This is a genomic window from Modicisalibacter sp. 'Wilcox' (assembly GCF_010993675.1).
In the GTDB taxonomy this organism is placed as follows: domain Bacteria; phylum Pseudomonadota; class Gammaproteobacteria; order Pseudomonadales; family Halomonadaceae; genus Modicisalibacter; species Modicisalibacter tunisiensis.
The window spans coordinates 24,072-45,195 of record NZ_WNXF01000018.1 but is presented as its reverse complement, the minus strand read 5'-3'; the positions used below and the strand labels follow the sequence as shown (position 1 = coordinate 45,195).

The window sequence follows — 21,124 nt, the reverse complement described above, 5'->3', positions numbered from 1 at the left end:
CCCCGGAGCGGGCCGGGGCAATGTGCGTGGACGTCCATGATCTGCGGCGCGTTGGCCATATGGCGTTGAAACCGTGATCAGACGGCTCATTCAGCGAGCTGGACTGCGCGTCTTTTCACGGTTTCGCCTTGTCTGTCCTGAGCTCGCGAGACCATGAATCGCCCCCGCCCGAGGAGAGGGGTCAGAAACACTCCGGCGAGGCCAGCTCGCCGCGCAGCGAGTTGGGCAGGGCCTCGGTGATCTCGACATCGACGAAGGCGCCGATCAGCTCGGTGGGATTGGGCGCGCGGAAGTTGACCACGCGGTTGTTCTCGGTGCGTCCGGAGAGCTGGCCCGGGTCCTTCGGCGAGAAGCCGGTGACCAGGATGCGCTGCGTGCTGCCGACCATGCGCCGGCTGATCTGCATGGCGTTCTGGTTGATGCGCTCCTGGAGAATCGCCAGGCGCTGCTTCTTGACCGCCTCGGGGGTGTCGTCCTCGAGCTGGGCCGCGGGGGTGCCGGGGCGCGCCGAGTACACGAAGCTGAACGAGACGTCGAAGCCGATGCGACCGATCAGGTCCATGGTCGCCGCGAAGTCGGCCTCGGTCTCGCCGGGGAAGCCGATGATGAAGTCCGACGAGAAGCTGATGTCGGGGCGCAGCTCGCGGATGCGCTCGAGCTTGGCGACGTACTCCTCGACCGTGTGGCCGCGCTTCATCGCCGCGAGGATGCGATCCGAGCCGGCCTGGACCGGCAGGTGCAGGTGGCTGACGAGTTCGGGGATCTCGCCGTAGGCCTCGATCAGGCTGTCGGAGAATTCCACCGGGTGGGAGGTGGTGAAGCGGATGCGGTCGATACCCTCGACGGCGGCCACGCAGGCAATCAGCTCGGCGAGGTCGATCTCGTCGCCGAGGCTGTTGCGCCCCCGGTAGGCGTTGACGTTCTGGCCGAGCAGGTTGATCTCGCGCACGCCCTGTTCGGCGAGGTGGATGACCTCGTCCATGACCGCCTCGAACGGACGCGAAATCTCCTCGCCGCGGGTATAGGGAACCACGCAGAAGGTGCAGTACTTCGAGCAGCCTTCCATGATCGAGACGAAGGCGGTGGCGCCGTCGGAGCTGGGCTTGGGCAGATGGTCGAACTTCTCGACCTCGGGGAAGGTCACGTCGACCACCGAGATCGGCTCGGCGCTCTTGCCGCGCTGCTCGAGCATGTTGGGAACGCGGTGCAGGGTCTGGGGGCCGAACACCATGTCGACGTAGGGCGCGCGCTTGCGCAGGGCCTCGCCCTCCTGGCTGGCCACGCAGCCGCCGACACCGATCACCAGGTCGGGATTGCGCTCCTTGAGCTTCTTCCAGCGGCCCAGCTGGTGAAAGACCTTTTCCTGGGCCTTCTCGCGGATCGAGCAGGTGTTGAGCAGGATGACATCGGCCTCCCGCTCGTCGTCGGTCAGCTCCATCTGGTGCGATTCGCCGAGCAGATCCGCCATGCGGGCGGAATCGTACTCGTTCATCTGGCAGCCATGGGTCTTGATGAAGAGTTTCTTCGCCATAGAGTCGCGTCGGCGCCGGGCGCCCGACATGTCCGTGAAATGGGGGTGAGTGCAGCGGCCGGATCGGCCGGGATCGGAAGGCGCCGATTATACGGACCCCGGGGCTGACTTGGCCAGTCCGCGTGCCGGGGCGTCCCGGCTCTGTGGTATTCTCCGGGCACGGCCCCGGGCCGACGTGACAGACGGGAATGCTAGAAACGGGAGAGACATGGCGGCAAAATCCATCTACCGGGTGGTCTTCCACAACCAGGGGGAAATCTGGGAGCTGTATGCCCGGGATATCTACCAGAGTGACCTGTGGGGGTTCATCGAGGTCGAGACCTTCGTCTTCGAGGATGCCTCGAAGCTGGTCGTCGACCCGTCCACCGACAAGCTGCGCCGGACCTTCGAGGGGGTCAGCCGCAGTTACATCCCGATGAACGCCATCGTGCGCATCGATGAAGTCGAGCGAGAGGGCACGGCCAAGGCCGTGAAGGCGGAAGGCAAGGTGGCGGAGTTTCCGCGTCCCTTCACCTTGCCGCCGCGGGATGATTAAAAATTGACCGATCTGTTGCCCTGGCCGACGACTCGGACGATCGCGTGACACGGTCACCGGGTTTTCCCAAGGCTTATCCACAGAAAGTGTGGATGATCGGTGACACGCCCTCGTGCCGGGGCATGGATGTCCCCGGCGATATCGCAACCTCGCGTCGAGCCAGCATTTTTTTCGAGCCTCCCGACAGCCACGAGACAACGTCGAGACATGTTCAAGTTCAAAACCCTGCTGATAGGCCTCGTCTGGGGCCTGAGTGCGGTCGGCGCCGTGTCGCCGGCCCTGGCCCAGACGCCGGACGCGACGCGCTGGGTGGCCGATGATCTCAGCGCCTATGTGCGCAGCGGCCCGACGGACGGTTACCGTATCGTCGGCACACTGACCGCCGGGGCGCCGGTCACGGTGCTCGAGACCCAGGGCGATTACACCCGGGTACGCGCCGAAAGCGGCGACGAGGTGTGGATCCGCTCCGACCAGCTGCAGAGCGAGCGCAGCCTGCGCCAGCGCGTGCCGGCGCTCAAGGAGAAGGTCGCCACGCTCAGCGACAAGCTCGATGGCATCAACCAGACCTGGCAGGCGCGCACCGCGAGCATGACCGAGACGCTCGAGACCCGCGAGCAGCGCATCGAGGACCTGAGCCAGCGCAACACGACCCTGAATCAGCAGCTGACCCAGGCCGAGGCGACCCTGCGTCGCCTCAAGGCGCGGCTCGACACCCAGGAGCAGGACCTGCTGATGCGCTACTTCCTGTACGGCGGGGGCGTGGCCGGCGCAGGGCTGCTGGCCGGCCTGCTGGTGCCGCATCTGCCGCGGCGGCGCAAGAAGCGTGACCGCTGGTTCTGAGCTGCAATCCGGGGAGACCTGCATGAACAACGAATGGCGCAATCGCTGGCGGGAGGGGCGGATCGGCTTCCACCGCGACGCGGTACATCCGGCGCTGGCGCACTACTGGCCGACGCTCTCGGTGGCCGGCGACAGCAAGGTACTGGTGCCGCTGTGCGGCAAGAGCCTGGACATGCGCTGGCTGGCCGAGCGCGGGCATCCGGTGCTGGGGATCGAGCTGGCCGAGGAGGCCGTGGCGCAGTTCGTCGCCGAGGGCAGCGGCGATGTCTCGCGCTACCGCCACGGCGTCTTCGAGGTCTGTCGTCAGGGGCTTGTGGAGCTGTGGTGCGGCGACTTCTTCCACTTTCATATCGATCAGGCGCTCGAGGTCGAAGCCTTCTACGACCGTGCCGCGCTGATCGCGCTGCCCGAGGCCACGCGCCAGCGCTATGCCTTCCACCTGGCCCAGCTGCTGCCGCCCGGCGCCCGAGGGCTGCTGATCAGCCTGACGCGCCAGGACGGGCCGGACAAGGGGCCGCCGTTCTCGGTGGCCGCCGACGAGGTCGAGCGGCTTTTTTCGCCCAATTTCGAACTGGCCCGGCAGGCGGTGCTGCCGCCGGACGAGCGGGGCTTCGCCGAGGAGATCTGGACCCTGGTGCGCCGCGGCCCCCACCGGGACGCACCCGGCGACGGGTGAGGGTCAGCGTGCCAGCAGTTCACCGATCGCGGGATCGCTGAAGGCGCGGTTGAGCGCATTGGTCAGCAGCTCGCTGACCATCTGGTTGTTCTCCCGGGTGTCCGGCTTCAAGGCGTAGGTCTGTTCGCGCTTGGCGGTGTACACCCCGGTGTAGGTGGTGCCGCCGTTGCGCGCCACGGCCTGGACGCGGGCGATCAGCCGGGCCTTGTCGAGCAGGGGCTTGGCGTCGGCCTTCTCGTAGCTCAGCTGGGCCAGCGTCAGGGTCAGGCTGGGCCGCCCTTCGGCGGTGGCCTCGGTGGGCGCGAAGCCCATGCGCTGCAGGGCCTGCTGCGCCTGCTGCTGCAACCGGGGCATCAGCGTGTGGGCGGGGACCGTGATGGTGTCGGTGGCCATGCGCTTGCCACTGCGGGTGCCCAGAACGTCGCTGTCGCGTCCGTCCACGGTGGCCAGGGTCACCGCCTGGCCGCTGCCGGCGCGAGGCACGGCGGTGGTCACCTGCGGCTCGACATTCAGGTATTGCGGGCTCTGCGCGCAGCCTGCCAAGAGACCCGCCATCAGCGCGAGCCCGCCCAGTGTCTTGAAGCCCGGTGTCTTGAAACCCGATGCCTTGACGCGAAATGCCATTGTCCTTCCTCCCGGCTTGTCCTCTGCAGCCGCCCGGCGCGGCCCCTCGGCGCAGTATAACGCGACGCACGCCGGGGATTCAGGCGCTGACGGCCTGACCGGCCTGTTTCCGGTGGGCGGCCTAGCGTGATGCGGGTGTACTGCGGCTGATCAGCCACAGCCCGATTACCGGGCCCGGCAGCAGCAGCCAGCCCAGCCAGGGGCCCAGCCGTGGCCACAGCGGCATCAGCGCCAGCAGCGAGAGTACCGAGATACCGAAGCCGATGGCGTTCTGCAGCGTCAGGCCGGTACCCAGCCGGGACGGCGGGCAGGCGCGGGCCGAGAGCGCCGAGAAATGCGGCGAGTCGATGACCGCCAGGGCGCTCCACAGCCCGAGGAAGGCGACCTGCCAGGCTGGTGGAAGGCCGGCCAGCCAGGGGTAGAGCAGGGCGCAGAGGGCCGATCCGGCCAGCCCCAGTGCGGCGACGCGGCGGCTGCCGTGGCGCTGGCTGAGCCACCCGCCCAGCCAGCAGGCGGGGCCGCCGATGGCGATCAGCGCGAAGCTGCCCAGGGCCAGCGTGACGGCATCGGTGCCGGGCACGGCGCGAGCCAGCAGCAGCGGGATCAGCGCCCACAGCGTGTACAGCTCCCACATGTGGCCGAAGTAGCCGCCGGCGGCGCGGCGGTAGCCGGGGATCCGGAACACGCTGACGTCGAGCGCGACACCCTGGCCGCGGGGGGCGCGTCGCCCGGCGCGCATGGCGTCGGGTTCGCCCAGGATCAGGATCATGGCGCCGGCGACCAGGGCCAGCAGCGAGGCGGCCCACACCGCGCTGGCCCAGGGCAGGTCGATGCGACCCAGCAGGCTCAGCCCGCGCAGGGCGTGGGGCAGGGCCGTGCCCAGCACCAGCATGCCCACCAGCCAGGAGAGCGCCAGCCCGGCCCGTTCGGGCGCCCAGCCGACCATCAGCTTCATGCCGACGGGGTAGATGCCGGCCAGGGCCATGCCGGTCAACAGGCGCAGGCCGGTCGCCGGCCACAGGCCGCCGGCAAGGGGCAGCAGGGCGTTGCTGGCGGCGCCCAGCAGGCAGGCGCCGAGAAACAGTCGGCTGGCATCGACCCGGTCGGCGAGCCCGCTCAGGCCGATGCCCAGCGTGCCCAGCAAAAAGCCGCCCTGCACGGCGCCGGTCAGCCAGCCCAGGTCGGCGGGCGACAATGCCCAGGCCGCCTGCAGGGACTCGATCACCGCGTTGGGGGTGAACCACAGGGCGGTGCCGAACAGCTCGGCGATGGCGATCACGACGATGGGCATGGAGGTCTCCGTGCAGAGCGGCGCAGGGGCCGATTGGCCCATGCCCTCGGCGGGCTGTCGATGGCACCTTGGTCGTGCCGGGGCGAATGCCGGAGAAAGACGCCCCGGACGGTGCCGGGGCGGTGCGGGGAAGGGCCGGGGTTACAGGCCCATCGCCGAGGAGGTCGAGCGCCGGGGGTCGGCGCCGCCGTAGAAGGTGCCGTCGTCGATCAGGATCGACTGCGCGGCGCCCATGGCGTCCTGCTGGCTGACGGTGTGGCCCATCGCCTCGAGCAGGGCGATGGTGTCGGGGCTGATGCCCTGTTCGATGCGAATCTCGTCGGGCAGCCACTGATGATGGATGCGCGGCACGCTGACGGCGGTCTGGACGTTCATGTCGTGATCGATGACGTTCATCAGCACCTGCAGCGTGGTGGTGATGATCCGCGAGCCGCCGGGGCTGCCGGTGATCAGGACGTTGTGGCCGTCCTTCTTGACGATGGTCGGGGTCATCGACGACAGCATGCGCTTGTTGGGTTCGACCTTGTTGGCTTCGCCGCCGATCAGGCCGTAGGCATTGGGCACGCCGGGCTTGGCCGAGAAGTCGTCCATCTCGTTGTTGAGCAGAAAGCCCGCGCCCTCGACCACGATTCCCGAGCCGTAGCTGAAGTTGATGGTGTAGGTGTTGGAGACCGCCAGGCCGTTGTCGTCGGCGATCGAGAAATGGGTGGTCTCGTTGGACTCGTAGGGCAGCGGCTTGCCGGGGGCGATCTCGGTGCTGGGCGTGGCCTGGTCGAGCGGGATCTCGGCGCGCAGCTCGTCGGCGTAGGCCTTGGAGGTCAGCCCCTCGAGCGGCACGTCGACGAAGTCGGTGTCGCCCAGGTACTTCGAGCGGTCGGCGTAGGCGCGCTTCATCGCCTCGGCCATGACGTGGATGGTGTCGGCCGAGTTGAAGCCCATCTCGGCGATGTCGTAGCCCTCGAGGATGTTGAGCATCTGCACGATGTGCACGCCGCCGGAGGAGGGCGGGCTCATGGCGTAGATGTCGTAGCCGCGGTAGGTGCCGTGGCTGGGCTCGCGGATCGTCGGCTGGTAGGCGGCAAGATCCTCGCGGGTCATCAGGCCGTCGTGATCCTGCATCTCGGCGGCGATCAGCCGGGCCGTTTCCCCCTCGTAGAACTCGCGCGGACCCTTGTCGGCGATGCGCTTGAGGGTGGCGGCAAGATCCGGCTGGCGGTAGATGTCGCCGACGTCATAGCCGCTGCCGTCGGGCTTGAAGAACTTGGCGCGGGTTGCCGGCCACTTCTCGAGCCGCTCGCGGGCCTGCTCGACACCGTCGACGAAGCGCTGCGGCAGCGGGAAGCCGTTCTCGGCCAGATCGATGGCCGGCGCCAGGGCCTCGGCGAGACTCAGGGTGCCGTACTTGTCGAGCGCCAGCGCCAGCCCGGCCACCGTGCCGGGCACGCCGGAGGCATTGTGGGTGAAGCGCGACAGCCTGGGCACCGCCTCGCCCGCGTCGTTCTGGAACATCGTCTCGTAGGCGGCGGAAGGCGCCTTCTCGCGATAGTCGATGGCGATCACCTTGCCGCTCTTCTCGTCGGAGATCAGCATGAAGCCCCCGCCGCCGATGTTGCCGGAGCGCGGCTGGGTCACCGCCAGGGCGAAGCCCGCGGTCACCGCGGCATCCACCGCGTTGCCGCCGTCGGCGAGCACGTCGTGGGCGACCTGCGAGGCGAGGAAGTGGCTGGTGGCCACCATGCCGTGGGTGCCGACCTCGGGATGGAAGCGTTCGCCCTCGAGGATCGCGCGCGAGTCGGCGAAGGCCAGCGGCACGCTGATCACCAGGGTGGTGGCGATCAGCAGGCGAAAGGTGCGTCGCCACGCTCGGCGCGGGCGGGGGTGGACGATCGGCATCGGGCGGTCTCCCTGGCGGTTCGAATGGATGGGTCGGTTTCACTATCGACGCCGATCCCGGAACCTGCAAACCCGGCGCCCCCGATGCGGCGCGTTGTGGGGTAGAATGGCGGTTTTTGCGAACCCGATTGAAGAGCCATGTCCGACCCGAACCCCGATTTCCAGATCGCGCCCTCGATCCTCTCCGCCGACTTCGCCCGCCTGGGCCAGGAGGTGGATGACGTGCTGGCGTCCGGTGCCGACATCGTCCACTTCGATGTCATGGACAACCACTACGTCCCCAACCTGACCATCGGCCCGATGGTCTGCGAGGCGCTGCGCCGGCACGGCGTGACCGCGCCCATCGACGCCCACCTGATGGTCAGTCCGGTGGATGATCTGATCCGCCAGTTCATCGACGCCGGGGCCACCTACATCACCTTCCATCCCGAGGCCTCCGCGCACATCGACCGCTCGCTGCAGCTGATCCGCGACGGCGGCTGCAAGGCCGGGCTGGTGTTCAACCCGGCCACGCCGCTGCACTACCTCGACTACGTGATGGACAAGCTCGACATGGTGCTGCTGATGAGCGTCAACCCCGGCTTCGGCGGTCAGTCGTTCATTCCCGGCACGCTCGACAAGCTGCGCGAGGCACGCCGGCGCATCGACGCCAGCGGCCGGCCGATTCGCCTGGAGATCGACGGCGGCGTCAAGGTCGACAACATCGCCGAGATCGCCCGGGCCGGGGCCGACACCTTCGTCGCCGGATCGGCGATCTTCAAGGCACGCAATGCCGACGAGCCGCACCGCTATGACGGCGTGATTCGCGCACTCCGCGACCAGCTCGCCCGGGCCTGAGCGGCGATGGACGACGCCGAGGCGCTCGCGCATGGCGATGAGGAGCGAGGGGCGGCGCCATGCTGGTCCCTGTACGTCGTCGAGACCGCTGCGGGGGCGCTGTATACCGGGATCTCGACCGATGTCGAGCGGCGTTTCCGCGAACATCAGCGCGGCGGTCGGCGCGGTGCACGGGCGCTGCGCGGCAAGGGGCCGCTCAGGCTGGTGTATCGACAGACGGTGGGGAGTCATGCCGAGGCGCTGCGGCTCGAGGCCTGGCTCAAGCGCCAGCGTGCTCCGGCCAAGCGCGCCTGGCTGGCGGCCAGGCGCGAGGCGTGCGGAAGCGGCGAGCCGCGTTCCGCGGGGCTCAGTGGAGCTTCATCTTGGGACGCAGGAAGCGATTGAGGCCGTCGACGACCACCGTCATGCCGGTCTTGACCATGCCGTGGATGGCCATCTGGTGCATGCGGTAGAGCGAGGCGTAGAACAGCTTGGCCAGCCGGCCCTCGACGAACAGGCTGCGGGCCGAGGCGCCGCGCATCAGGCTGCCCACGGCGTCGAAGTGGGCCAGCGAGATCAGCGAGCCGCGGTCGCGGAACACGAAGTCCTTGAGCGGCTTGCCGTCGAGGGTCGCCAGCAGGTTGCGGTAGAGACGGCTGGCCTGCTGGTGGGCGGCCTGGGCACGCGGCGGGACGCGCTTGTCGTCCGGCTGGGGGCAGGAGGCGCAGTCGCCCAGCGCGAAGATGTGCGGGTCGTCGACGCTCTGCAGGGTCGCGTTCACCCGGATCTGGTGATTGCGCTCGGTGCTCAGGCCCAGCTCGGAGAGGAAGGCCGGGGCGCGGATGCCGGCCGCCCAGACGTTGAGCGCGGTCTGGATGCGTTCGCCGTCGGCGGTGACGAAACCCGATTCGTCGGCGCAGGTGACCCGGGTGTCGACGTGGATGTGCACGCCGAGCTTTTCCAGTTCGCGATGGACCGTGCGACCGAAGCGCTCCGGCAGGGCGGGGAGGATGCGCGGGGCGGCCTCGATCAGGTGGACGTCGAGCTTGCCGCTGTCGAGTGCCGTGAACCCGTAGCTGTGCAGCATCTTGGAGGCATCGAAGAGCTCCGCGGCGAGTTCCACGCCGGTCGCCCCGGCGCCGACGAGCCCCACCGACAGCTTGGGATGGGTGCGCCGCTCCGGGTCGCTGTAGCGCATGAAGGTGGTGAGCATGGCCTGGCGAAAGGTCTCGGCCTGCTGCGGGCTGTCGAGGAAGTGGCAGTGCTCGGCGACCCCGGGCGTGCCGAAGTCGTTGGAGACGCTGCCCAGGGCGAACACCAGGTAGTCGTACTCGATCTGGCGGGCCGGCAGGACCACGCTGTCGTCCTCATCGAGGATCGGCGCCAGGGTGATGGTGCGCGCCTCGCGATCCAGGTCGCTCAGGGTGCCGCGCTGGAAGCGGTAGCCGTGGGCCTTGGAATGGCCCTGGTAGGAGACCTCGTCGAGTCCCGAGTCGAGAACGCCGGTGGCCACCTCGTGCAGCAGGGGTTTCCAGATGTGGGTGGGATTGCGGTCGACGAGGACGACGTCCGCCTTCCGGCGCTTGCCGAGGCGGTGGCCCAGCCGGGTCACCAGCTCCAGTCCGCCTGCGCCGCCGCCGACAACCACGATGCGTGGTTTGGTCATGGGTGCTCCTGTAGATGGGTATGTCAAGCGAGAAAATCGGGTCGCCCGGGTCAGGAGAACGACTCGGGAGACCGGGTGCGCACTCCTGCGGGTTTTTAATAATGCTTATTATAAGCTTGTTAACAAAAAAATCCTACATTCTGTCGCCGCTTGGGGATACTTTATTCGTAATATTACTTTCGTGACAGAGCCTGCCGACAGGAACCGCCAGCAAAGGAGAGAAATCATGTCGCCACACCTGCAGGGGATCCAGCTGATTGCCTTCGACCTGGATGGCACCCTGATCGATTCCGTGCCGGATCTCGCCGCCGCCGTCGATGCGATGCTCGCCGACCTGGGGCTGCCGCCGGCCGGCGAGGCGAAGGTCCGGGACTGGGTCGGCAACGGCTCGCGCCGGCTGGTCGAGCGGGCGCTGGCGCATGCCGGGGACGGTGCGGGCGAGGCCGCGGATCAGGAGGGCGCGCATGAGCGCTTCCTGCATCATTACGCGGCGACGCCCTGTGCCCGGACGCGTGTCTACCCCGGCGTGCGCGAGGCACTGACGGCCCTGACGGCCCGGGGATTCACGCTGGCGCTGGTCACCAACAAGCCCGAGGCCTTCATCGCGCCGATCCTCTCGGCGTTGTCGCTGCAGGCGTACTTCGCGATGGCCGTCGGCGGCGATTCCCTGCCGCGCAAGAAGCCCGATCCGCTGCCACTGACGCATGTCGCCGAACGGCTGGGCGTGGCGCCCGAGGCCGCGCTGATGGTCGGCGATTCGCGCCACGACGTGGAGGCCGGCCGGCGTGCCGGATTTCGTACCCTCGCCGTGCCGTATGGCTACAATCATGGCGAGCCGGTGTCGCTGGCGGGCCCCGATGGGGAAGTTGAATCGCTGGCGGAACTCGTTTAGGGTGGCGAGGCGCCATGCCAAAGGCTATCAATGGCGCCCTGTCAATAAGATTCCGCAATCAACGGATCCCGATCATGTTGAAGTCTCGTCTGCCCTTGCGGGGAACGTTCACGCCCCGGCGCGTCCCGTCCATGCGCTCCCGCGGCTGGCGATGGTGAAGCGCGACCGCAGCTCCTTCCGTTCGCCCTGACGCCGTCCCCTTCGTTCCAAGGAATCGACGAGAATGATGACCCCGCAACGCTTTGCCGAGCTGGCCGCCGCCGGCCACAACCGTATCCCGGTCACCCGCGAGGTGCTGGCCGACCTCGATACCCCGCTGTCCACCTACCTCAAGCTCGCGGACGCGCCCTGGACCTTCCTGCTCGAGTCGGTGCAGGGCGGCGAGAAGTGGGGCCGCTACTCGATCATCGGCCTGCCGTCGCGCGAGCGCATCGAGGTGCGGGGCCACGAGGTGCGCCACATCGTCGATGACGACTGCCTCGGGGCGAGCGAGGTGGCCGACCCGCTGGCCTGGATCGAGCAGTTCCAGGCACGCTTCCGGGTACCACGGCTCGATGATCAGCCGCGTTTCGACGGCGGGCTGGTCGGCTATTTCGGCTACGACACCATCCGCTACATCGAGCCGCGTCTGAACGGCGCCAAGGTGGCGACCAAGCCTGACCCGATCGGCGTGCCCGACATCCTGCTGATGGTCTGCGACGATCTGGTGGTGTTCGACAACCTGTCCGGCCGCCTGACCCTGTGGACCCATGTCGATCCGAGCCGGGAAGGTGCCCACGAACGCGCCAGCCAGCACCTCGAGTCGCTCGAGGTCCGCCTGCGCAGCGCGACCCTCAACACCGTCAGCCCGGGGACCGGCCGGGCGGCGGTGGAAGAGGGCGACTTCACCTCGGGCTTCACCGAGGAAGGCTTCAAGGCCGCGGTGGAAACCATCAAGGAATACATCAAGGCCGGCGACATCATGCAGTGCGTGCCCTCGCAGCGCATGTCGATTCCCTACCAGGCGCCGCCGCTGGATCTCTACCGCGCGCTGCGCAGCCTCAACCCGTCGCCCTACATGTTCTTCTTCAACCTCGGCGACCATCACGTGGTGGGCTCCTCGCCGGAGATCCTCACCCGCCTCGAGGAGGGCGAGGTCACGGTGCGGCCGATCGCCGGCACCCGCAAGCGCGGGCGCAACGAGGAGGAGGATCGCGCGCTCGAGGCCGACCTGCTGGCCGATCCCAAGGAGATCGCCGAGCATGTCATGCTGATCGACCTGGGGCGCAACGACGTGGGCCGCATCAGCGAGACCGGCTCGGTGACGGTCACCGACAACATGGCCGTGGAGCGCTACTCCCACGTCATGCACATCGTCTCCCAGGTCACCGGACGGCTGAAGCCGGGCATGACCGCCATGGACGTGCTGCGCGCGACCTTCCCGGCGGGCACGCTCTCCGGTGCGCCGAAGATCCGCGCGCTGGAGATCATCGACGAGCTCGAGCCGGTCAAGCGCGGCGTCTACTCGGGGGCGGTGGGCTACCTGTCCTGGCACGGCAACATGGACACCGCGATCGCCATTCGCACCGCGGTGATCAAGGACGGCGAGCTGCACATCCAGGCCGGCGCCGGCATCGTCGCCGACTCGGACCCGGACAGCGAATGGCAGGAGACCCTCAACAAGGGGCGGGCGCTGTTCCGCGCCGTGGCCATGGCCGAGCGCGGCCTCGACAACCTGTCATGAACCGCCGGCCCCGCCTCCCGGCCTCCCGGCCTCCCGGCCTCCTGGCCTCCCGGGCGGCAGTGCGATTGCAGGTAGCTGAAACATGACTCGGGCTGAACCGACGGCAGTCCTGCGAGAAGGCGCTGTAGACCCTTCCTGGGCGCTACCGATGCCATCTGACCGCCATGGATGGCGGAAATGCCGACATTGAAGGGAACTCTTTTCGGCCCTGGCATCGGATCTCCTCCCCAGCCTGCCCCCGGCGCCCTCGTCGAAGCCGGCGGCGATAGCCTTGCGCCGGGCGGGGGCCGGCTTGACAGCAACCGCCCGCCGCCACACTATAACCGCCATGAACACTCTCGCGATCACGACCCACGGCAACGCTTGGCGCCTCGGCCAGTAAGAGGCGGTCGTCGTGTGTCCGAGTATCAACGCCGCCTCCCGGGCGGCGTTTTTGTGTCTGCCGTCTCGACAAGCGGGTTGATTTGGGCGTTGTGAGTACGCGGGCGGGCAAGATAGGCCGATCTCACCACAGTGAATCAATGAAATCAGGAGCTTGCAGCCCAAATGATCTTGATGATCGATAACTACGACAGCTTTACCTTCAATGTGGTGCAGTATCTCGCCGAACTGGGCGCCGAGGTCCGGACGCATCGCAACGATGCCATCACCCTGGCCGAGATCGAGGCCCTGGCGCCGACGCATATCGTGATCTCCCCCGGCCCCTGCACGCCGGATGAGGCGGGGATCTCGATGGAGGTCATCCGGCATTTCGCCGGCAAGCTGCCGATCCTGGGCATCTGCCTGGGGCATCAGGCCATCGGGCAGGTGTTCGGTGGGTCGGTGGTGCGCGCGCCGCAGGTCATGCACGGCAAGACCTCGCGGGTGCGCCACCGCGGCGAGGGCGTGTTCGCCGGCCTGGCCGATCCGCTGGAGGTGACCCGCTACCATTCGCTGGTGGTCGCCGACGAGGGGCTGCCCGAGTGCCTGACGGTGACCGCCCGGGTCGACGAGGACGACGTCACCCCCGGGCTGATCATGGGGCTGCGCCACAAGACGCTGGATATCGAGGGGGTCCAGTTTCATCCGGAATCCATCCTGACGCGCCAGGGCCACGAGCTGCTGGCGAACTTTTTGCAACGCGGCGCCTGAAGGGGGAACACAACATGCAGATGCGAGAAGCCATCGACGCGGTGATGCGCGGGCGCCATCTGAGCTACACCGAGACCCACGCGGTGATGAACCTGATCATGACCGGCGAGGCGACGGACGCCCAGGTCGGCGGCTTCCTGATCGGCCTGTCGATGAAGGGGGAAACGGTCGACGAGCTGGCGGCCGCCGCCCAGGTCATGCGCGAGCTGATGCTGCCGGTGCCGGTCGGCCTGCCGGACGTGGTGGATATCGTCGGCACCGGCGGCGACGGCGCCAACCTGTTCAACGTGTCGACGGCATCGAGCTTCGTGGTGGCGGCGGCCGGCGGCCATGTCGCCAAGCACGGCAACCGCAGCGTCTCCTCCTCCTCGGGCAGCGCCGACCTGTTCGACGTGGCGGGCATCAAGATCGACCTGCGGCCGGTCGAGGTGGCGCGCTGCATCGAGGAGGTGGGCGTGGGCTTCATGTTCGCGCCCATGCACCATCCGGCGATGCGCCATGCCATCGGCCCGCGTCGCGAGATGGGGGTGCGCACGGTCTTCAACATCCTGGGGCCGTTGACCAACCCGGCGGGCGCCCTGCACCAGTTGCTGGGCGTCTACCAGCCCGAGCTGGTGCCGCTGATGGCCGAGGCGGTCAAGCGCCTGGGCAGCCGCCACGTGCTGGTCGTGCATGCCGAGGACGGGCTCGACGAGATCTCGCTGGCGGCGCCGACCCGGGTGGCCGAGCTGCGTGACGGCGAGATCCACGAGTACACCATCGCCCCCGAGGACTTCGGCATCGAACGCCAGTCGCTGGGGCCGCTCAAGGTGGTGACCGCGGAGGACAGCCTGCGGCTGGTCCGCGAGGCGCTCGCCGGCGAGGGCGAGGCGGCGGACATCGTCGCGCTCAACGCCGGGGCGGCCCTCTACGCCGGCGACATCGCCGACAGCATCGCCGAGGGGGTGGCCATGGCCCAGGATGCCATGGGCAGCGGCCTGGCGCTGGAGAAGATGCGGGAACTGGCCAACTTCACACGCGTGTTCGCCGACCAGGGCGGGGAGGTGTCATGAGTCCGTCCAACCTGCCGACCATCCTGGCGCGAATCCTGGCCCGCAAGGAAGAGGAGATCGCCGAACGGCGCGCCCGGGTCAGCGAAGCGACCCTGCTCGAACAGGCCGCGGGCCAGTCGGCGCCGCGCGGCTTCACCGCCGCGCTGCAGCGCGCCATCGACGACGGCGACCCGGCGGTCATCGCCGAGGTCAAGAAGGCCTCGCCCTCCAAGGGCGTGATCCGCGAGGCGTTCGACCCGGAGGCCATCGCCCGCGCCTATGCCGAGGCCGGCGCCAGCTGCCTGTCGGTGCTGACCGATGCCGACTACTTCCAGGGCTGTGAGGCGTACCTGCAGTCGGCCCGCGCGGCCTGCTCGCTGCCGGTGATCCGCAAGGACTTCATCGTCAACGGCTACCAGGTCAGCGAGGCGCGGGCGATCGGCGCCGACTGCATCCTGCTGATCGTGGCGGCGCTCGACGATGCGCAACTCAAGGACCTGCACCAGCAGGCGCAGGCGCTGGGCATGGACGTGCTGGTCGAGGTGCACGACGCCCTGGAACTGGAACGGGCGCTGACCCTGGACCTGGCGCTGGTGGGCATCAACAATCGCGACCTGCGCACCTTCGAGACCAGCCTCGACACGACCTTCCAGCTGCTGTCGCGGGTGCCCGAGGGCGTGACCGTGGTCACCGAGTCGGGCATTCACACCCGGGGCGACGTGGAGCACATGCGCGAGCACGGGGTCAACGGTTTCCTGGTGGGCGAGGCCTTCATGCGCGAGGCTGACCCCGGCGCCGCGCTGCGCCGGCTGTTCTTCTGAGCCGCGCCACCCTGGCGCCTGCTGTCGGCCGCCCCTCGTGGGCGGCCGCGGCGTTTCAGGCGCGCTGCGCCGAGCGCCGGTCGTCCCGTTCCGGGGCGTATTCCGGTGAGTCGGGGAAGATCAGGCTGATCAGCGTCTCGCCCGCCCGGGGCGCGAGAGGCTGGCGGTCGCTGGCGACACGCAGGCGACCGCCCTGGCCGATGCAGAACAGCGGCAGCAGGCGATCGTCATGGATCGCGCGATAGTCGTCGATGGTGAAGGACTCGCTGAGCCGGGCACTGCGCAGCTCGGCGCCGCCGGCGATCAGGCTGGACAGCCGCGCGTAGGTGGCGTCGTCGGCGAACAGCAGCGGCAGATGGGCCAGTGCCTGTTCGCGGTGGCGGTGGGCGCCGGCGTCATCGTGCTCGGCCAGGCGGAAGACCCGGCCGTGGCCGAGCAGGTGCTCGAAGTGCAGGGCCGCCAGGTTGTTGAGTTCCCGGTAGGGCGACAGCGGCAGCAGGTGGCCGATGCCGGTCAGCTCCAGGTGCTGGGCGGCGTGCTCCGACAGCGGATTGCCGTAGTAGACCGGCAGGCCGGCCATGCGGGCCTCCTGCACGGCGTCCCAGTTGGTGTCGGCCAGGCGCACCGCGAAGCCGGCATCGGTCAGCGCGCGGGCCACGGCGCGGGCCAGGGGATTGGCGCCGAGGATCAGAAAGCCCGAGGGCGGTGGTTCGCTGACCCCGAGCAACCGGGCGATCGGCCGCGACAGCAGGCTCTGCACCACCACGGTGCTGATGATCACCAGGAAGGTGATCGGTACCAGCCGGTCGGCGTCGGCGACCCCGGCGTCCTCGAGCTTGATGGCGAACAGCGAGGCCACCGCGGCGGCGACGATGCCGCGGGGGGACAGCCATGCCAGCAGCGCCTTCTCGCGCCAGTGCAGGCCGCTGCCCAGGGTGCACAGCCAGACCGCCAGCGGGCGGGCGACCCACACCAGCACGATCAGGTAGCCCCACGCCGACCACGACAGCGAGGCCAGCTGGTCGGTGGTCAGCCGCGCGGCCAGCAGGATGAACAGCCCCGAGATCAGCAGCACCGAGAGCGTCTCCTTGAACTCGATGATCTGCTGGGTGGGCACGGCGCGCATGTTGGCCAGCCACACGCCCATCACCGTCACGGTGAGCAGCCCCGATTCGTGGAAGAGCTGGTTGGAGACCGTGAACAGCCCGAGCATGGTCATCAGCGTGCCGAAGCTGTGCAGCCGCTGGGGCAGCCAGTGATGGCGCAGCACCAGCCCCCACAGGTAGCCGCCGATCATGCCCAGGCCGAAGCCGATGAACAGCGTCTTGCCGAACAGCACCAGGGTGTGGGTGATCGCGCCCTGGGCGAGTCCCAGGGCCACGAACTCGTAGACCAGCACGGCGCCGATCGCGCCCACCGGGTCGATCAGGATGCCCTCCCAGCGCAGGATCTGCGTCAGGTGGGTGCGGGCGCGCAGCGTCTGCAGCAGGGGCAGGACCACGGTCGGCCCCGTGACCACCAGCACCGCGCCCAGCACGCTGGCCATCGGCCAGTCGAGGCCGAGAATCCCGTGCGCGGCCAGTGCGCCGATCACCGCGGTGACCAGCGCGCCCCACATCACCAGTCGGCGTACCGTGTGGCCGTGGCCGCGCAGGTCCTTGAAGTCCAGCGTCAGGCTGCCCTCGAAGAGGATCACCGCGACCGCCAGCGAGACCAGCGGAAACAGCAGCTCGCCAAGCAGGGCATCGGGCTCGAGCAGGCCGGTGACCGGGCCCGCGGCGATGCCGCCGATCAGCAGGGGCAGTATGGCCGGCAGGCGCAGGCGCCAGGCGAGCCACTGGCAGGCGAGCGCCAGCAGGCCGATGCCGGTCAGCACGAGGGCGGGATGCTGCATGATGACGGTTCCCCGGTGTGGCGAGCAGAACGAGCGCGCAGCCTAACCGGCCGCCGGGCAGGGCGCAATCGCGCGGCGGTGACAACCAAGGCTAGCGTAGTTCGTGTCGTCGCCAGGGTCTGATCCGTCGACAGCTCTGCGAGGGGGCGCTGTGAATCCCTCCATGGGCGCTACCTGCGCCATCCATGGCGCAGGACCCCCTCTTCGAGCTGTCCCCGGCGCCCCTGGCCCGAGCCAACTGCGCTTGTCCTGCATTGGCGACAGGGTTAGCGATGAAAGAGCCAGACCAGCAGCGACAGGATCGCGCTGATCAGCACCATGGTGGTCACGGGAATGTAGAGGGTGACGTGTTCGCGCCGGATCAGCAGGTCCCCGGGCAGGCGACCCAGCGGCAGCTTCGACAGCCACGGCCAGAGCAGTCCGGCGACGACGATGCCCAGGCCGATCAGGATCAGGGTCCGTGACATGGCGACCTCCGCTACGGCGTGTCGTGAAGCGACGGGGCCGAGCGGCCCCGCCGGTGTCTCATGCCGGATGATGCTGGCGCTTGAGGGTGATCAGCAAGCCCTGCAGCGGATGCGGCAGCGCCGTATCCGACAGGCGCCGGGCCTGGCTGCGGCAGGAGTAGCCGGTGGCCAGCAGGCGTCCGGCGTTGGCCGGGTCCTCGACCCGTGCGCGCCAGGAGAGGTCGTAGACGGCTTCCGAGGTCTCGCGGTTGCGGGCCTCGTGACCGTAGGTGCCGGACATGCCGCAGCAGCCGGTGGCCAGCGGTTCGAGCTGCAGGCCGAAGCGGGCGAACAGCCGTTGCCAGGCTTTGGGGCTGCCCGGGGCATTGGTGGCCTCGGTACAGTGGGTCAGCAGCCGGAAGCCGGGGTCGTCGTGGATGACGGGCTCGGGCAGTGCCGCGTCGGGCAGGTCGAGCAGCCACTCCTGAAGCAGCTTGACCTCGGGGACGGCCGCGGCGCCCAGCGCCTTGACGTACTCCTGGCGGTAGGTGAGCGTCATCGCCGGGTCGATGCCCACCAGCGGCACGCCGAACTCGGCGAGCGTCGACAGGCGCCGGGCCTGCTTCTCGGCGGTGCGCGCGAAGGCACCCAGGAAGCCCTGGACGTGCAGCGGCTTGCCGTTGGGCGCGAAGGGCGCGACGAACACGCGGATGTCGAGCCGGCCGAGCAGCTCGACGATGTCCATCACCAGCTTGGCCTCGAAGTGGCTGGTGAAGGCGTCCTGGACGAGGACCACGCTGCGCGCCTTCTGAGCCTCGGTGAGCCGGCCCAGCGTGGTCGGCGTGGCCTCGGCGATGCCCCAGGCCTTGAGCTGCCTGGCGAGGTTCGCCCGCGACAGCCGCGGGCTGTCGACCATGCCGATCGGTCCGGCCAGCAGGCGATCCACCAGGCGGGTGTCGAGCAGGGCGTTGTAGAGCGGCGCCACCGGGCGCAGGTAGGGCACGAGGAACTCCAGCCCGCCGATCAGGTAGTCGCGCACCGGCCGCAGGTAGCGGCCGTGGTAGATCTCCAGGAACTGCGAACGGAAGGTGGGCACGCTGACCTTCACCGGGCACTGCCCGGCGCAGGACTTGCAGGCCAGGCAGCCGGCCATGGCGTCGTAGACCTGATGGGACACGTCCGGCTCGCCGCGCCGCGCCGCCAGGGTGTTGGCGAGGCGCTTCGGGAAGCCGCGCACGAAGCCCCAGGCGCCTTCGTGGCGCGTGCGGCGTGACTCGTCCAGCACGTCGACCCCGGCGTTGCCCTGCAGGCGCAGCCATTCACGCATCAGGCTGGCGCGCCCCTTGGGCGAGTGGACGCGATCGCGCGTCGCCTTCCACGACGGGCACATGGCGTCATCGGGGTCGTAGTTGTAGCAGGCGCCGTTGCCGTTGCAGTACACCGCCTCGCCGTGGGCCTGCCAGACGCGCTCGTCGATCTGGCGGTCGTGCTCGCCGCGGGTCGGCACGCCGTCGATGCGCAGCAGGCCCGGGTCGACCGACTGCACGGCGATGCGTTCACCGCTCGCCGGCTCGGCCAGCGGGGTGGCGATCTTGCCGGGGTTGAGCTGGTTGTGCGGGTCGAAGGCGCCCTTGAGGCGCTGCAGACTGGGGTAGAGATCGCCGAAGAATTTCGGCGCATATTCCGAGCGCACGCCCTTGCCGTGCTCGCCCCACAGCAGGCCGTGGTACTTGCGGGTCAGTGCCGCTACGGCGTCGGAGATCGGCCGGATCAGCGCGGCCTGCTCGGGATCCTTCATGTCGATCGCCGGGCGCACGTGGAGCACCCCGGCGTCGACGTGGCCGAACATGCCGTAGCTCAGGCCGTGGCCGTCGAGCAGGTCACGGAACTCGGCGATGTAGTCGGCCAGGTGCTCGGGGGGCACCGCGGTGTCCTCGACGAACGGGATCGGGCGCTTCTCGCCCTGCACGTTGCCCAGCAGGCCCACCGAGCGCTTGCGCATGGCATAGACGCGCCCGATCTGCTCGCGGCCCTCGGCGAGGGTATAACCCAGGCGCTCGACGCTGGCGTCGGCCTCGAGGTGCGCGCAGAAGTCGGCGACCCGCGCGGCCAGGCGTGCGGGGTCGTCGTCGTTGAACTCGATCAGGTTGATGCCGCGCACCGCCGGCGCGCCGGCCTCGCCGGTGGGAAAGAACTCGGCGACGCTGTCCCAGACGAAGTCCTGCATGGCCAGCAGCAGCACCCGGTCGTCGACGGTCTCGATCGAGGTGGGGGCCGCCGAGGCGGCCATCAGTGCCTTGGCGTCGCGCAGGGCGTCCATGAAGCCGGCGTAACGGACATTGACCAGTGTCGAGTGGGCCGGAATCGGCAGCACGTTGAGGGTCGCTTCGGCGAGAAGGGCGAGGGAGCCCTCCGAGCCGCACAGCACGCTGTTGAGGTCGAAGCGGCCGTCCTTGGTGCGCAGGTGCGCCAGGTCATAGCCGGTCAGGCAGCGGTTGAGCGGCGGAAAGGTGGCGGCGATTGCCTCGCGCCGGGTGTCGATGATCTCGCGGGCGGTGCGGTGCACGTCGCCGACGATGCCGTCGCGCTCGCACAGCGCCGCGAGCTCCGCGTCGTCCACCGGCTGGCTCTCCAGGCGCTCGCCGCCCCGCAGCACCACGTTCAGGGCGAGCACGTGATCGCGGGTCTTGCCGTACTCGCAGCTGCCCTGGCCGCTGGCATCGGTGGAGATCATGCCGCCGATCGTCGCCCGGTTGGAGGTGGACAGCTCCGGCGCGAAGAACAAGCCGTGGGGCTTGAGGGCGGCGTTGAGCTGGTCCTTGACCACGCCGGCCTGCACGCGGACGCGGCGATTGGCGACGTCGATCTCGAGGATGCGGTTCATGTGCTTCGAGACGTCGATGACCAGCCCGTCGGTGAGCGACTGACCGTTGGTGCCGGTGCCGCCGCCGCGCGGGGCGAGGACGATCTCGTGGAACTCCTCGCGCGCGGCGAGCCGGGCGATGCGTTCGAGATCCTCGGCGTCGCGCGGGTAGAGCACCGCCTGGGGCAGGCGCTGGTAGATCGAGTTGTCGGTGGCGAGCACGGTGCGGTCGGCGTAGTCCGGCGCGATGTCGCCGGTGAAGCCGGCCTCGCGCAGGGCGTCGAGGAAGGCCACGTAACGCGCACCGGTCCGGGAAGCGGGGTCCAGTCGTGCGATCATGTTGGTCGTCGGGTCGGGGATGCGAAGGAGTCGGGAGAGTATTCTACCTTACCCGAGATCGCCCCTGTCCGCATCCGCGTGCCGGTCGCGGCGGGGAGCGCTTTTCCTTACA

Annotated in this window: 18 protein-coding genes; 10 read left to right on the top strand and 8 right to left on the bottom strand. The window is 69.0% G+C overall.

The genetic code is table 11. The features are described from left to right. Positions 1–181 precede the first annotated feature (181 nt). Positions 182–1,531: a tRNA (N6-isopentenyl adenosine(37)-C2)-methylthiotransferase MiaB gene (miaB, locus tag G7A98_RS14875; protein ID WP_163650465.1), complete on the bottom strand. Its 1,350-nt coding sequence runs from the start codon at positions 1,529–1,531 to the stop codon at positions 182–184. A 208-nt stretch (positions 1,532–1,739) separates the two neighbouring features. Between miaB and G7A98_RS14870 the strand changes: the two genes are divergently transcribed. From G7A98_RS14870 to G7A98_RS14860, 3 genes are all read left to right on the top strand, one after another. Continuing rightward, positions 1,740–2,066, top strand: coding sequence for a DUF1820 family protein (locus tag G7A98_RS14870; RefSeq protein WP_163650464.1), 327 nt, complete (start codon positions 1,740–1,742; stop codon positions 2,064–2,066). 207 nt (positions 2,067–2,273) lie between these two features. Continuing rightward, positions 2,274–2,906, top strand: coding sequence for a TIGR04211 family SH3 domain-containing protein (locus G7A98_RS14865; RefSeq protein WP_163650463.1), 633 nt, complete (start codon positions 2,274–2,276; stop codon positions 2,904–2,906). Between the two features lie 22 nt (positions 2,907–2,928). After that, a complete protein-coding gene (locus G7A98_RS14860) occupies positions 2,929–3,582 on the top strand; it encodes a thiopurine S-methyltransferase (RefSeq protein WP_163650462.1) in 654 nt (217 codons plus the stop codon). A 3-nt stretch (positions 3,583–3,585) separates the two neighbouring features. Here G7A98_RS14860 and G7A98_RS14855 read toward each other — a convergent pair whose 3' ends face one another. From G7A98_RS14855 to ggt, 3 genes are all read right to left on the bottom strand, one after another. Continuing rightward, entirely contained in the window at positions 3,586–4,206 is a 621-nt protein-coding gene (locus G7A98_RS14855) for a YajG family lipoprotein (protein WP_163650461.1), read from the bottom strand. A gap of 121 nt (positions 4,207–4,327) precedes the next feature. Beyond that, positions 4,328–5,497: an MFS transporter gene (locus G7A98_RS14850; protein ID WP_163650460.1), complete on the bottom strand. Its 1,170-nt coding sequence runs from the start codon at positions 5,495–5,497 to the stop codon at positions 4,328–4,330. Between the two features lie 141 nt (positions 5,498–5,638). Further along, positions 5,639–7,390, bottom strand: coding sequence for a gamma-glutamyltransferase (gene ggt, locus G7A98_RS14845; protein ID WP_163650459.1), 1,752 nt, complete (start codon positions 7,388–7,390; stop codon positions 5,639–5,641). A gap of 138 nt (positions 7,391–7,528) precedes the next feature. On the opposite strand from ggt, the gene rpe reads away from it, so the two are divergent. Next, on the top strand, positions 7,529–8,227 hold the full coding sequence (rpe, locus tag G7A98_RS14840; RefSeq protein ID WP_163650458.1) for a ribulose-phosphate 3-epimerase: 699 nt from the start codon (positions 7,529–7,531) through the stop codon (positions 8,225–8,227). Positions 8,228–8,233: 6 nt separating this feature from the next. Beyond that, entirely contained in the window at positions 8,234–8,611 is a 378-nt protein-coding gene (locus G7A98_RS14835) for a GIY-YIG nuclease family protein (protein ID WP_163650457.1), read from the top strand. Here G7A98_RS14835 and G7A98_RS14830 read toward each other — a convergent pair. Beyond that, positions 8,574–9,872: an NAD(P)/FAD-dependent oxidoreductase gene (locus G7A98_RS14830; protein ID WP_163650456.1), complete on the bottom strand. Its 1,299-nt coding sequence runs from the start codon at positions 9,870–9,872 to the stop codon at positions 8,574–8,576. The two genes, G7A98_RS14835 and G7A98_RS14830, sit on opposite strands and share 38 nt — an antisense overlap. A gap of 226 nt (positions 9,873–10,098) precedes the next feature. Here G7A98_RS14830 and G7A98_RS14825 point away from each other — a divergent pair, with 226 nt between their 5' ends. The 5 genes from G7A98_RS14825 (at position 10,099) to trpC (ending at position 15,470) form a co-directional block, all read left to right on the top strand. Continuing rightward, positions 10,099–10,764, top strand: coding sequence for a phosphoglycolate phosphatase (locus G7A98_RS14825; protein WP_163650455.1), 666 nt, complete (start codon positions 10,099–10,101; stop codon positions 10,762–10,764). Between the two features lie 226 nt (positions 10,765–10,990). After that, entirely contained in the window at positions 10,991–12,487 is a 1,497-nt protein-coding gene (gene trpE, locus G7A98_RS14820) for an anthranilate synthase component I (protein WP_163650484.1), read from the top strand. 546 nt (positions 12,488–13,033) lie between these two features. Beyond that, positions 13,034–13,618: an aminodeoxychorismate/anthranilate synthase component II gene (locus G7A98_RS14815; protein ID WP_163650454.1), complete on the top strand. Its 585-nt coding sequence runs from the start codon at positions 13,034–13,036 to the stop codon at positions 13,616–13,618. A gap of 14 nt (positions 13,619–13,632) precedes the next feature. After that, positions 13,633–14,670: an anthranilate phosphoribosyltransferase gene (gene trpD, locus G7A98_RS14810; protein ID WP_163650453.1), complete on the top strand. Its 1,038-nt coding sequence runs from the start codon at positions 13,633–13,635 to the stop codon at positions 14,668–14,670. Beyond that, a complete protein-coding gene (trpC, locus tag G7A98_RS14805) occupies positions 14,667–15,470 on the top strand; it encodes an indole-3-glycerol phosphate synthase TrpC (RefSeq protein WP_163650452.1) in 804 nt (267 codons plus the stop codon). The genes trpD and trpC overlap by 4 nt, the downstream gene beginning before the upstream one ends. A gap of 55 nt (positions 15,471–15,525) precedes the next feature. On the opposite strand, the gene G7A98_RS14800 is transcribed toward trpC, so the two are convergent. The 3 genes from G7A98_RS14800 to G7A98_RS14790 form a co-directional block, all read right to left on the bottom strand. Further along, a complete protein-coding gene (locus G7A98_RS14800) occupies positions 15,526–17,364 on the bottom strand; it encodes a sodium:proton antiporter (RefSeq protein ID WP_163650451.1) in 1,839 nt (612 codons plus the stop codon). Positions 17,365–17,630: 266 nt separating this feature from the next. Further along, positions 17,631–17,831, bottom strand: coding sequence for a DUF2905 domain-containing protein (locus G7A98_RS14795; RefSeq protein ID WP_163650450.1), 201 nt, complete (start codon positions 17,829–17,831; stop codon positions 17,631–17,633). A 58-nt stretch (positions 17,832–17,889) separates the two neighbouring features. Next, positions 17,890–21,012: an FAD-binding and (Fe-S)-binding domain-containing protein gene (locus G7A98_RS14790; RefSeq protein ID WP_163650449.1), complete on the bottom strand. Its 3,123-nt coding sequence runs from the start codon at positions 21,010–21,012 to the stop codon at positions 17,890–17,892. Positions 21,013–21,124: the final 112 nt, after the last annotated feature.